The organism is Gynuella sp. (genome assembly GCF_050297175.1).
Lineage (GTDB): Bacteria > Pseudomonadota > Gammaproteobacteria > Pseudomonadales > Natronospirillaceae > Gynuella.
Genome location: NZ_JBNKSF010000046.1, coordinates 1 through 13,268, shown reverse-complemented (window position 1 = coordinate 13,268; position 13,268 = coordinate 1). Strand labels below are relative to the sequence as shown.

The 13,268-nt window shown below is 45.1% G+C and carries 13 protein-coding genes; 11 read left to right on the top strand and 2 right to left on the bottom strand.

From position 1 onward, the window contains the following. The first annotated feature begins 145 nt into the window (after positions 1-145). On the top strand, positions 146-649 hold the full coding sequence (locus tag ACQY6I_RS19320) for a TIGR00645 family protein (RefSeq protein WP_428243149.1): 504 nt from the start codon (positions 146-148) through the stop codon (positions 647-649). A 47-nt stretch (positions 650-696) separates the two neighbouring features. Here ACQY6I_RS19320 and ACQY6I_RS19315 read toward each other — a convergent pair whose 3' ends face one another. Then, the gene (locus ACQY6I_RS19315) at positions 697-1,179 is read right to left on the bottom strand and encodes a universal stress protein (protein ID WP_428243148.1); all 483 of its coding nucleotides are present in this window, start codon (positions 1,177-1,179) and stop codon (positions 697-699) included. Between the two features lie 122 nt (positions 1,180-1,301). Further along, positions 1,302-1,742 carry a hypothetical protein gene (locus tag ACQY6I_RS19310; protein ID WP_428243147.1) on the bottom strand — a complete coding sequence of 147 codons (441 nt, stop codon included), beginning with the start codon at positions 1,740-1,742 and terminating at the stop codon, positions 1,302-1,304. A 1,206-nt stretch (positions 1,743-2,948) separates the two neighbouring features. On the opposite strand from ACQY6I_RS19310, the gene ACQY6I_RS19305 reads away from it, so the two are divergent. The 10 genes from ACQY6I_RS19305 to ACQY6I_RS19260 all read left to right on the top strand — a co-directional run bounded on the left by ACQY6I_RS19305 (position 2,949) and on the right by ACQY6I_RS19260 (position 12,961). Then, positions 2,949-4,271, top strand: coding sequence for a hypothetical protein (locus ACQY6I_RS19305; RefSeq protein ID WP_428243146.1), 1,323 nt, complete (start codon positions 2,949-2,951; stop codon positions 4,269-4,271). 124 nt (positions 4,272-4,395) lie between these two features. Next, positions 4,396-5,442, top strand: a complete 1,047-nt coding sequence (locus ACQY6I_RS19300; RefSeq protein WP_428243145.1) for a M15 family metallopeptidase — start codon at positions 4,396-4,398, stop codon at positions 5,440-5,442. 317 nt (positions 5,443-5,759) lie between these two features. Further along, positions 5,760-6,137 (top strand): chemotaxis response regulator CheY, encoded by a 378-nt coding sequence (locus tag ACQY6I_RS19295; RefSeq protein ID WP_425402634.1) that lies wholly within the window; start codon positions 5,760-5,762, stop codon positions 6,135-6,137. Positions 6,138-6,151: 14 nt separating this feature from the next. Further along, positions 6,152-6,940: a protein phosphatase CheZ gene (locus ACQY6I_RS19290; RefSeq protein ID WP_428243144.1), complete on the top strand. Its 789-nt coding sequence runs from the start codon at positions 6,152-6,154 to the stop codon at positions 6,938-6,940. Positions 6,941-6,949: 9 nt separating this feature from the next. Then, entirely contained in the window at positions 6,950-9,196 is a 2,247-nt protein-coding gene (locus ACQY6I_RS19285) for a chemotaxis protein CheW (protein WP_428243143.1), read from the top strand. Between the two features lie 59 nt (positions 9,197-9,255). After that, positions 9,256-10,299 carry a protein-glutamate methylesterase/protein-glutamine glutaminase gene (locus ACQY6I_RS19280; RefSeq protein WP_428243142.1) on the top strand — a complete coding sequence of 348 codons (1,044 nt, stop codon included), beginning with the start codon at positions 9,256-9,258 and terminating at the stop codon, positions 10,297-10,299. 92 nt (positions 10,300-10,391) lie between these two features. Further along, a complete protein-coding gene (locus tag ACQY6I_RS19275; protein ID WP_428243141.1) occupies positions 10,392-11,120 on the top strand; it encodes a motility protein A in 729 nt (242 codons plus the stop codon). Beyond that, positions 11,120-11,914: an OmpA family protein gene (locus ACQY6I_RS19270; protein ID WP_428243140.1), complete on the top strand. Its 795-nt coding sequence runs from the start codon at positions 11,120-11,122 to the stop codon at positions 11,912-11,914. Before ACQY6I_RS19275 ends, ACQY6I_RS19270 begins: the two co-directional genes overlap by 1 nt. 2 nt (positions 11,915-11,916) lie before the next feature. Beyond that, positions 11,917-12,687, top strand: coding sequence for a ParA family protein (locus tag ACQY6I_RS19265; RefSeq protein ID WP_428243139.1), 771 nt, complete (start codon positions 11,917-11,919; stop codon positions 12,685-12,687). 13 nt (positions 12,688-12,700) lie between these two features. Next, the gene (locus ACQY6I_RS19260; RefSeq protein WP_428243138.1) at positions 12,701-12,961 is read left to right on the top strand and encodes a hypothetical protein; all 261 of its coding nucleotides are present in this window, start codon (positions 12,701-12,703) and stop codon (positions 12,959-12,961) included. Positions 12,962-13,268: the final 307 nt, after the last annotated feature.

Genomic DNA, 13,268 nt, shown 5'->3' with positions numbered 1-13,268 from the left:
TACAAACGCCTAAGCTACTGAATTGGTTAAAGAAAAAGAATCATGAAGTCTATCATGGTTAATCATTGGTTCATTGCGATCAGAGTTGAACTAAGTCTCAAGGACCTTAAAAATATGTCGATGAAAATCTCCAGGACCCCAAAACATGCTTGAAAAATTTTTTGAGAACTTGCTTTATTCAGCGCGCTGGCTGTTGGCTCCCGTGTACCTTGGCCTGAGTGTGATGATGGCTGCTGTCACTGTGAAGTTTTTCCAGGAGTTATTTCATATCTTGCCGGCGTTATTTTCGGCTGGTGAGGTTGATATTATTCTGAAGGCTTTATCGCTGATTGATCTCGCCCTGGTAGGGGGGCTGCTGGTAATGGTGATGTTTAGCGGTTATGAGAATTTTGTGTCTCAGCTCGATATTGCTGAGGACAAGGAAAAACTGGGTTGGTTGGGAAAGCTGGATGTCGGTACTCTCAAAAATAAAGTCGCCACGTCGATTGTTGCTATTTCCTCTATCCACCTATTGAAAGTATTTATGGAGTTGGAGCACATGCAGGATAATGACAAGATCATGTGGTATGTTCTGATTCATCTTACATTTGTGATTTCAGCATTTATGATGGGTTTACTGGACAGGGTTAACCGTAAAGAAAGTAAGTGATTTGTTGAGCACCCATCGGTAGGGCGCTCATTCCGCACAGAGGGGAATCAATCTCTGATAGGCACTACCAGGACTGGAATGCTGCTGGTGTGTACTATTTTGTTGGCACTTGAGCCCATCATAAATTGTCCGACCCCTGAGTGGGTCCGACTACCCATGACAATCATGTCTGCGCCTTGTTCTTCGGCTACCTTCAGGATTTCTTCTTCAATTGTGCCAATCTTGACCATGACCATGGTTTCTAGCTGGTTTTCTTCTTCAGACAGTTCTTCATCATGGAATTTGGCAATTCTCTTTTGCATATACTCTGTCATCTCCTCCTTGTTCTGCTGGAGTCGTTCGTTGATTTCTTTTTCGGAAATATAAGAACTGACCAGAGAACGAGCCGTATTGGTAATGGGTTCCAGGACATGCAGGTAGATAATTTTGGCTTGATGGCTGACAGCAATCGCTGCGGCTGTGCGAATGGCCGGGCGGGTATGATTGCCGAGGTCTGATGCATATAGAATGGTTTTGATTTTTGGCAACATAGTGAACTCCTCCTTGCTTTAATAATAATAAAACTATAGCAGAGTAACACTTTGCTCGCCTGATCCATATCAGCCGATCAAAAAATATACATCAGGTGTCGAGCTTGTCAGAGTGTTAACTGCTACCGTTTTGTCCTTTCTCTGAGTACTTTCTCCAGCCCGCACATGCCTCGTTGAGCGGTAGGAGGTAATACCGAATTAAGGAATTTTGACGCATCCTTAATGGCAAAGTTAACGTATTCGCTACTAAAGTAGATTTTCTTCAGTTTCACACCATGCAAAGTTTCAATTGCAGAAGACGTTAGCCACGACTGGTGATATCTGTCTTTATTCATAACGTCAATCAAACGGCTCAAGAACAATTGATATTGGTTGTCCAGCAGGTTGACGCCATCACTGATGATGTCCGGATAACAATGTTTCAAATTAAATATCCTGGCCAGCTTTTGCTTAAATTGAGTCGAGAGATGTTCGCTCCGCAGTGTGATGTCGAAGCTGCTTGAGTAGCGAGCGCAGACTACCTGAATGTATGCTTCTATGTTGCTGTTTATTAATCGACGCATTAGTAATTTTCTAAGTTGACTAACCAAATTGTGATAGATGTCATAAACGTCCGCAATTGCTATAAACTAATTCGAACAAAGAGCCGGTTAATTGTCATTTTTTTTGAAAAACATGACAGAAAAAAATCATATAAAACAGATAAAAAGCTAAAAGACGGAAATTAGTTTCCACTGTGTCGCTTTTTTTGCTCCTTTCTTGAACTTTTCCCTTTTATTTTCAATGTATCAAAAATGTCTTGTTGTTACCAAACAAGTTTTATTTTAACCGGTAATTCGTAATTTACTTCTTTCTCGTGAATAATTTTAGCACGTTGACAAAAATGAATCCTTCAGGACAAAAACGACATTTAAGGTCAAAGAGCTTTTGTGGTGTCGCAAATTCATGTTTTGTATGTCGTGTTTTATAGGCGCTATTCTCAATGCTTGGGTTTGAGTTTCAGGCTGATTTAAGTGAAATTAAGCCCCGTTCATAGATATCTGTCTTGCTTGGTTTTCTACAGTACTGAAATAACGGAATATCACTCATAAAAAACTGCTGATCATAGTAACTATCTTGCCGAAATGCAGGCCTTTTCTGCTAATTGGAAAATATCACTAACTTAACTAATGCCAGTCTGTTCTATCAGTATTGAGAATCGATCACGTTTCAGATCATCTTTTTTGCTGCCTGATGAAAAATGGAACAACCAATAGCTGTTGCACCAAGGCATTAAGGAGCCTGGGCCTTTTTCGTATATCTGATGATCTCGTAGGAGTGTCTTCAACGGGAATCAGGCAGGGATAATATTCATAAATTTCATGAAAATAATATCATTCTAAAGTATGAAACCGAGGGTTATTTGAGCAAATAACCCTGTTAACTGGTATGGTGACGGGGTTCTCGGGTTTTTCTGTTTTGTATTTGATTGTCCAAATTGGGTGGGCAGGCCTAATTCCAGTCAGATTAAATTTTTGTGACGCCATGCCAATGCCGCTTTGGGTCGTCCATAATGTCGGGCTGGTTGACTATGAATAGGCACTTTTGCGGTTTTGATTCACTATAAAAGTATTCCTCGAAAGCATCGGCGTTGGTTGTCTCTGATTATTCTACTGTCATGGGCAGGAATGTTGTTTCTACGGTCGGATTCTCATTCGATAGCGAGATTGCAAGTTCATTATCAGCCCGTAGCAGAGGTCGATCAAAGGTTTCTGTCTTTCGCAATCGACATGGCGTTATTGTCTGGAGGGGAATGGTGGGGGCAACAAACTCCCAGGGTGTCGCTGATAGACCCCGAGCTGCAGAAATGGGCACGAGTGTTGACGCCTGCTTATATTCGGATCGGCGGTACTGAGTCTGATCGTGTGGCTTATGGGGATCAGGACAGGAATCACTACAATACCAGCGAAATCGATTCGGCAACAGTTGCTGATCTGGCGAGCTTTCTGCATCAGACGGGTCTGGATCTAATGTTTACACTGAGTGCCGGGCCAGGAGTGAGGGTGAATGGGCTATGGCAGCCAGAGGCAGTGGAGCCTCTGCTTAAATGGATGCGAGATTTTCAAGTCACTCCAGCTGTTTTTGAGCTGGGTAATGAAGTTGGGGCATTTTGGCTGATTTTTGGTTTGAAGCAACAGATTACTTATGGCCAGTATGTTCAGGATACCTATCGAGCCCGAGAGTTGATTCACCGCTATTTTCCTAATACTCAATTGGCTGGACCGGCCAATGCTTTTTGGCCTAAGCTCAAAGAGCCATTCAGTAGTGTCATCGGATCTTCTCGTATACTGTTTGAAAGGCCTAGTGGATTAGATATTTTTACCTGGCACTTTTATCCCAGTCAGTCCACACGCTGTCCATTACGGTCGGTAACTGCAACTGATCGGCAGTTTCTCAGTCCTGCTTTTTACCAGGAGATAAAAGCTCAGGCACAAATGATCCGGCGATGGTCGGAAAATAGTATACAACCTCTTCGTGTTTGGCTTGGGGAAACTGGGCCTGCTCAATGTGGCGGTGAAAAACAATTATCAGACAGGTGGGTATCATCTCTTTGGTGGGTTGCACATATGGGATTGATGGCCGAAGCTGGGCAACAGGTTATTGTTCGGCAGAGTCTGGTTGGAGGAGACTACGCATTGTTGTCTCCAGTCAAAGGTGGATATCAGCCTAACCCTGATTATTGGTTAGGTTTCCTGTGGAAGCAACTGATGGGGACCAGGGTGCTATCGGCATCGGTAGATGCTGAAAAATTTTTGCTTGCCTTTAGTCACTGTTCACCCGATAAAAACCATATAAACAGCGTGGTTGTTAATTTTAGTAAAGATCTGGTTGCGCTTCAGATACCGCCCGTTACTGAAAAACTACTGCATGTTTCTTCCATTGATTTGAGATCCAGACGGGTTATATTGAGTGGTATGCCCGCGGATACTTATGAAGACTTGTTGCAGGGTGTTATTCCGTGGCATTCTGCTGTTGGTAAGCATGAGGTGGAGCTGGATGGATATAGCATAGTGTGGTTGAATCAGAAGGATAAAGATGCTGTTTGCAGGTAGCTTTTTTGGCATGTTAAAAAATTGATGCTATGTTTGTCAGTATGGATAAAAACTCGACTAAACTTTACTGACAAGTAGTTCGGTCGCTATAAATTAAGCATTTCGACAAGGTTGAAGTAACCGAGTGACTCAAGATATTTCCAGACGTAAGTTTCTATATCAGGTGCTGACCGCAGCAGGCATGTGTGCCGGTGGCACTGCAGTAGGATGGCACCTGTTGCATCGTAATCGGTACCCGAACATGACCGTTGTCAAGCTTCCGGACCCATTGGCTGCAGGGAGGGCGAGCATCGAGACTAAAGCTGCAATGGCGGTGGTAGAAGAGCCAGTGGCCATGGTTGATGCAGAAGCCGCGCCGTTAGAAGAGACTGTTAGTATCCCTAACGTACCGGTTGATAGTCATGTGTCGGAAACGGAAATTCGGGGGTCAGATATCATCGCTGAGGCTGAAGAAGAAGCCAAAATGCGTGAGCGGGTGTTGCATTTTAACGAAGATCTGAATGACGATGTCTGGCTTGATGAAAATCAGCGAAAGATCTTTGACAGCCTTCATACCCGAATTGGCCGGGTTCAGAAGACAGTTGGTTATGGTAACTTCAATATCCTGTCTTTTGATGAAATGTTGAAAGTTGGCGACCGCTATGTATCTGTGGAGTCATTTACCAAAGCCGAGAAAAACTTACTTGATGAGCTGTTCTTTCGCAACGCTCAAGATTTGGGCTTTTTCGGCGAAAAGGTTACTGCCAGCCAAACTGCGTCTATCAAGTCAGACAATGTTGTAAAAGTACCTGGATCAGGACACTACTTATACAAGGGGGATTCGGAAAAACTCTTCAATAAATTGTGTTCTATCGTTGGTGATGACCTGATTCTGACGTCAGGAATCCGTAGTGTGGCGAAGCAGTATCATCTCTATACGTCCAAAGTGGTCAATGCAAACTATAATCTTTCCAGAGCCTCACGTTCATTGGCTCCTCCAGGTTATTCCTATCATGCCATTGGTGATTTTGATGTTGGGCAGCGCAATTGGGGGCTAAAGAACTTTACTTCAGATTTTGCTGACAGTGATGTGTTCAAAGAGCTCATATCTCTGGGTTATATTCGTATACGTTATACTATCGATAATAATTTTGGCGTGCGCTTTGAGCCCTGGCATATCCGGGTCGTGTAAACTTTTTCAAATTTGGCAAATGCGATAAGGGTAGCTTATAGTCATTGGTTCGGCCTGTTTGCTGATGGTCTTGCTATCGTCAATTGAGTCGATATAAATCATTTTCTGATTAAGATTTAATAAAAAAACCTCGAAATATCAATACTTTCTCTTAAAATCCCGACCTCGGAATAAAGTCGCCTTTGGTGACATCTATTCCGAAGTAAAAAAACTTCATACAAAACTGGCTGAACGAAATTGGCCGTCTATTATGAATATATGTAATCCAATGTATTTCAGGCGTCAGATAAAAGTGGGAGGTCGCCTTGGACAAAAATATGAAAATCCTTGTTGTGGATGATTTTTCAACCATGAGGAGGATTGTTAAAAATCTTTTACGGGATTTGGGGTTCACTAATACGCATGAGGCTGATGATGGCAATACTGCCTGGCCAATGCTGCAGAGTGGTGACTTCGATTTTCTTGTAACAGATTGGAATATGCCGGGAATGACCGGTATAGAGTTGTTGCAAAAAGTCAGGGCAGATGATCGGTTAAAAAAATTGCCGGTGTTAATGGTTACTGCCGAGGCCAAAAGGGATCAGATTGTGGCCGCTGCACAGGCTGGTGTTAATGGGTACGTGGTCAAACCATTTACAGCTGCAGCACTCAAAGAAAAGATAGAAAAAATATTTGATCGCGTTGATAACAGCTGATCCGAGAGGCCCCCATGGAACAGCTAAACAATGATGGCTTGAAACAAGAGTTCGAAGAGCTGCTGAAATCCAAAACTCAGGAGCTACAACGGTATTTGACTGAAGGGCAGGTGCCCGAAGCGCTGGCAGTGATCAAGTCTCTGCAAGAGGCTAGAGATCAGAGTTTGTACCAGGAAGTGGGGCGGCTCACCCGTGCATTGCATAATGCGATTAATAATTTCAATATCGAAGCCGAAACCGTATCTGAAAAGCAGTCTATGTCTGATATGAGCGATGCTCGTGATCGATTGTCATATGTCGTTGATATGACTGAAAAGGCTGCAAATAAGACGATGGATTTGGTGGAAGAATCCATGCCTGTAGCAGATAAGCTGGGTAAGGATGCGAAAAGACTGCGCGAGCACTGGAAGAAGTTGATTGATCGGGAAATGTCGGGCGATCAATTTCGGGATCTGTATTGGGAGATGGACGCTTTTTTGGAGCGTTCTGCCAATGAGTCAGAAAATCTATATGGCAATCTGTCGAGTATTTTACTGGCGCAGGATTTTCAGGACCTGACTGGGCAGGTTATTCATCGGGTCACAAATTTGGTCAAGGAAGTGGAGGGCAGTCTTGTAGACTTGATTTTTATGGCCAGTCAGGTGGAGACCATCACAGGCATCGTTCACTCACCAGAGGAAAGCAAAAAGCAGGAGGTCGATCAATTTAAAGGACACGGACCTCAAATAAGTGCGGATGCGGCCGATGATGTAGTTACGAGTCAAGACGATGTTGATGACCTCCTTTCAAGTTTGGGTTTCTAGGAGTTAAAGATGGGTTTCGAAGCTGATGAAGAAATCTTACAAGATTTCCTGGTTGAAGCAGGGGAGATTCTAGAGCTTCTTGGTGAGCAGTTGGTTGAGCTGGAGCGTAGCCCGGAAGATTCAGACCTGCTGAACGCTATTTTTCGCGGTTTTCACACAGTTAAAGGCGGAGCTGGATTTCTGCAGTTGGGGCCTTTGGTTGATTGTTGTCATGCGGCTGAGAATGTGTTTGATGTTCTTCGTCGAGGAGAGCGCAGGGTTACTTCCGAGTTGATGGATACGGTGTTACGCGCATTGGATTCTGTCAATGAGATGTTCTCGTGTGTCAGCAGTGGTGTCATGCCTGAGCCGGCAGATACGGAATTGTTGGAAGAATTACATAACCTGGCGAATGGTCGCGATGAGTCGGTGGCGGTTGAAGAAACACAATCAGAATCAGAGGTTCCGGAGGCTGTAGTCGTTGATGAAGGCAGTGGTGATACAGCGAAAGGAGAGCCAGGAGAGGATATAACAGATCAAGAGTTTGAAGACCTGTTGGATGCTATACAGCCACAAGAGTCTGCGGATCAGAAACCCCCTGAGGCATCGGATTCAGCTCCCAAAGAGCCAAATCTTGAGGCTGGTGCGGAAGATGGGGACGAAATCAGCGATGACGAGTTTGAAGCATTGCTGGATCAAATCCATGGCCAGGGTAAGTTCATGGCTGTGGAAACTTCTGAGCCAGAACCGGCGTCAAAATCTGAAGAACCTGTCAAAGCGGAAGTTGAATCTGATTCTGATGAGATCAGTGACGAAGAATTTGAAGCGCTGCTGGATCAGTTGCATGGCAAAGGAAAATTTACCGGGGCAATAGATGAAGCCTCAGAGCCTGCCCAGAAAAGTGCCCCCACCAATACTAAGCCCGCTTCGCCAGAACATAAAGCTACGGCCAAACCTGAGCCAAAACCCATAGACGAGCCCGCTGAAAAAAATCCGGTAGTTAAAACACCAGCCGTAAAACCTGAAGATGTCAAAGCTGCGGAGTCTAAATCTGTTTCTGCACCGACCAAAGCTGCAGTCAAAACCATAGCGACTATGCCAGAGAAAAATGCAGCTGCTCAGGAAACGACCGTTCGGGTAGATACCAAACGGCTGGACGACATTATGAACATGGTCGGTGAGCTGGTGTTGGTGCGTAATCGCCTGATGCGTCTGAGTGATCAGCATAATGATGAGGGATTGCAGAAAGCTGTTGCCAATCTCGATGTTGTGACGGCTGATTTGCAAACGTCAGTCATGAAGACTCGCATGCAGCCGATCAAGAAAGTTTTTGGTCGTTTCCCCAGAGTAGTCCGTGATCTTGCCCGTAATTTGAAGAAAGAGGTTAATCTTGAACTAGTGGGTGAAGAAACTGACCTCGATAAGAACCTGGTTGAAGCATTGGCTGACCCACTAGTGCATTTGGTTAGAAATTCTGTTGATCATGGTGTTGAGTCGCCGGATGTACGCGAACAGAAAAATAAATCCAGAACCGGACGTATTGTGCTGGCAGCCCAGCAGGAAGGGGATCATATTCTGTTGACTATCGAAGATGATGGTGCAGGAATGGATCCTAATATACTCAAGAGCCTGGCAGTGAAAAGAGGTGTGATGGACCAGGATACGGCTGATCGTTTGAGTGATAAAGAGTGTTACAACCTTATTTTTGCCCCTGGATTTTCCACCAAAGAGCAGATATCTGATGTGTCTGGCCGGGGTGTAGGCATGGATGTGGTGAAAACCAAAATTACCCAGCTGAATGGTACTATTGATATTGATAGTGAAATTGGTCGCGGTACCCGAATCATGATCAAAGTGCCTCTGACGCTTGCGATCATGCCAACGTTAATGGTGATGTTAAAAGATCAGGCCTTTGCATTGCCGTTAGTGAATGTGAATGAAATATTTCATTTGGACATCAGCAAAACAAATGTGGTTGACGGCAAGGAAGTGGTTGTGGTGCGTGGCAAACCTTTGCCGCTTTACCATTTGGGTTCGTGGTTGATCAACGGATCACAGCATGGTCAGTCCGGTAGTGCGCATGTGGTGGTGGTCTCCGTAGGAACGCAAAAAGTCGGATTTGTTGTTGATCAGTTGGTTGGTCAAGAGGAAGTGGTTATTAAGCCTTTGGGCAAAATGCTGCATGGGACTCCAGGGATGGCTGGTGCCACTATTACCGGTGACGGCAGAATTGCACTTATCCTGGATGTTCCCAGTATGTTAAAACATTACGCTTGATGAGAGTTCGGGCGGCAGGTTGCAACCAATAATATTAACAATATTTTTTTGGATACATAATGACCTATAAGGTATTGATTGTTGATGATTCAAGCTTCTTCAGGCACCAGATAAAAAGCATCATCGATGCTCACCCAGAACTCACTGTCGTTGGTGAGGCAAGCCATGGAAAAGAAGCGATAGAGAAAACTCTCAAGCTTAAGCCTGATATTGTCACCATGGACTACGAAATGCCATTAATGGACGGTATTACTGCTGTCCGCGAGATTATGGCAAAGCAGCCAACGCCCATCCTGATGTTTTCCTCAATGACGCATGCTGGTGCCCGCATCACATTAGATGCTTTGGACGCCGGAGCAGTGGACTTCCTGCCCAAGGGTTATGAAAATGTTGCTCATGAGCAGAGTTTGTTGCGTCAGCAGCTGATTGAAAAGCTGCTTCATATTGTTAAATCCCACAGGCGTAAAACAACCACATCGGCTGCGCCTGCCCCAGCGAGACCGTTGCCAGCAGCAAAAACCGGAGTCAAAATTCGTGCTCCTGAGCTGGTAATGATCGGTACCAGTACTGGAGGGCCGGTTGCGCTTCAGAAAGTACTGACTCAAATCCCAGCAAATTTTAGTGCTCCCATATTGGTAATACAGCATATGCCAGCGGCATTTACTGGCGCCTATGCAGAACGACTTAACGGAATTTGTCCGTTGTCAGTGAAAGAAGCTGAAGATGGTGACAGTTTTGCGCCAGGGACTGTTTTGCTGGCACCTGGAGGCAAGCAAATGATGCTTTCAGCCAAAAATAGGGTGAAAGTTTTCGCAGGTGATGATCGCTTAAACTATAAGCCTTGTATTGATGTTACCTTTGGCAGTGCGGCGAAATATTATTCCAATAACGTGTTGGCTATTGTCATGACAGGAATGGGCAGTGATGGTAAGGAAGGTGCCCGCCTGTTAAAAGCTCGTGGCGCCCATATCTGGGCACAGGAAGGAAAGACCTGTGTCATAGATGGCATGCCATCTGCAGTGGTTAAGGCAGATCTTGCGGACGATATTGTTCCGTTGGACCAGATTGCCGGTAAAATGGTGGCAATGACCAAAAGCGGTTGAGGCGATACCTACTGTAAAATAGGGGTATTGTTGGCACTGTCTTTCATTTTGCCGATAGAGATTAACCACTGTGCTGTGGCAAGGAATACAACATGTCTTCTATTTTGTCGATGGTGCTGGCAATTGCCGCCGTTTTTTTTATCTATATGCTGGATGCCACGCACGTCAGCTCTCTACTTAATTTACAGGCATTTTCCATCGTTTTGGGTGGATCGCTTTTGTCTGCAATGGCACAGATTCATCCAGAAAGAGCCTGGTACTCAGTAAAAGCCCTTTCCCGGGCATTGTCGAGTGAACCCTCATTTAACACGACTATAGAGCAATTTCACCACTGGTCTCAGCTTTCCCGAAGTCATGGTTTTCTGGCACTGGATAAGGAATTGGTGGACATTTCGGACCCAATTGTACGGGAAGGGGTTCAACTGGCAACAGATGGCCGCACGGCTTTGGAAATCCGGAATCATCTTTCCATATTCCAGGAACGCCAGCAGGAGAAAATCTATGAGGCATCTGAATTCTTTGAAAGCATTGGTGGTTATGCCCCAACTTTTGGAATTATAGGAGCGGTTCTCGGACTCATTCAGGTCATGTCGAATATTGAGTCTCCAGAGTCACTGGGGAACGGAATTGCCACCGCATTCGTTGCTACTGTTTATGGTGTCGGTAGCGCTAATCTTATTTTTCTACCAATTGCCCAGAGACTCAAAAATCATGGTCGTGATGTGGATCGCTATTACTCGATGGTCCAGGAGGGCTGCTCGGGCCTTGCTGATGGTGAAAACCCCAGTAACCTCGAAACGCGTCTGCGGGGCTTTTTATAATGGCTTACCGTCATTTTAGTCGCACCAATAATCAGAGGGTAAATCGGTGGTTGGTGTCTTATGCGGATTTTATGACGTTGCTGTTTGCTTATTTTGCATTTTTGTTTGCTATTTCTGAGGTGGACAAAGCTAAGTTTGAAAACTATACCAATACGCTGGTGAAGATCTTTGACGTCTCACCAAGCAGTCGCCAACCTATTGATATGGAGCTTGTTCCCAAAGGGGATTCGTTGTTGACGACACCTGAAAACATACCTCCATTGCCAGATATTGAGTTGCGCAATGACAATCAGCAATATCCAGTGCCGAGTAGTTTGTTGGAAATAAAACAGTCAATGGAGACTCAGTTTGAACAGAAGATTCAGGACCGTTTGTTTTCAGTTTCCGGATCAGAAAACTGGATATCCTGGACCTTTGATTCGGATCTCAGTTTTAAGTCAGGTACTGCAGTACTGACACCAGCTTCCGAAGCTATACTCTATGAGCTTGCAAAGCTCATGAAAAATCAGGATGTGCCGATACAAGTGGAAGGACATACTGATAATCAGAAAGTGACCGACGGAAAGTTTCGGTCAAATTGGGAATTGTCTGCCGCAAGAGCTGTTGCTGTCGTTGAATATCTTCAGCAGGCAGGTATTGACCCAAGACGATTGTCTGTCCTGGCTTATGGTGAGTATCAACCGATTGCGGATAACGACAAGCCCCAAGGGCGGACGATAAACCGGCGGGTGGTCGTACAAGCATCCAGCCTGTTTACGCGAACTGAGTCTGTAACCTCTGGGGAAGGAGAGTAATTGTGCACGTTTGGGCAGTGGCAAATCAAAAAGGTGGTGTCGGTAAAACGACAACAGCTGTCAATCTGGGTGCGTTGCTCGCGGAACAGGGTAAACGGGTGTTGCTGTTTGATCTTGATCCCCAAGGGTCTATGACGGCATATTTCAAATACAATCCGGACGCGTTACAGCACAGTAGTTACGATTTGTTCTGTCATAAAGGACAAATCCCGGAATATTTACCACAACAGATAATCGTGGACACTCCGCATGCGGGATTACAGTTGTTGCCAGCCAGTACGGCATTAGCGACGCTGGAGCGCAACATCAGTCAACAAGATGGGATGGGGTTGGTGGTATCCAAAACTCTGGCGTTATTGTGGGACGATTTTGATTATGTGTTGATCGATAGTCCTCCGTTGTTGGGAGTGCTTATGATCAATGCTTTGGCTGCCTGTGCGCGACTTTTGATTCCGGTCCAGACGGAATATTTGGCGTTAAAAGGTTTGGAGCGCATGGTTCATACTCTGGATATGGTTATGAAGTCCAGACAGAAGAGTTTTCAGTATCTGATTATTCCTACCATGTTTGATCGACGTACTCAGGCGTCATTAAAATGTCTCAGAATGCTGAAACAGGACTATGATGATAGGGTATGGAATTCGATGATTCCGGTAGACACTAAACTTCGGGATGCAAGTAAAGAAGGCTTGGCGATTAATGCCATCGACCCGAATTCGAGAGCAGCACAGAAATATCGCAGCTTGTTGGAAACGCTGAAAAACGGAGGGTGATAAGATGATTTCCATGACAGAGCAAGTAGTGAGTGATTATCTGTCTTTGTTGTTGCCTTCTGCCGTACAGAGTGAAGCGGTATCCGAATCACCGTCATTGTTTTTAAGTGCCGTTCCCATTGATCAGCAGTTGGTGATTGTCAGTCAACAACTGGCAGGCGTGCATTGTCTGGTGGCAGCCCTGCAATTACTATCAATGGTGCGCGTTTTACCAGAAAGTCGGTTGCAGCAATTCTGTCTGCAGCGGGCTGGTGTGTTACTGGGGACCTGTTAAAAGTGGGAAGAGTTGCCATGCGTGCCAAGCAGTCCGAGCCCAAGCCAAAACCTGTTGATGTACTTGAGGCCAGTCCAAATATCGCACTGTCGGCTTATCTAGACAGTATGTTGTTTGATGCAACTTCGAAACAGGTCGAATCTGAAGAGGAAGTGGAAACAGTTGCGCCGGTTGTTGCTACTAAAACACAATCTCAACCAGAACCAGAACCAGAACCAGAACCAGAACCAGAACCAGAACCAGAACCAGAACCAGAACCAGAACCAGAACCAGAACCAGAACCAGAACCAGAACCAGAACCAGAACC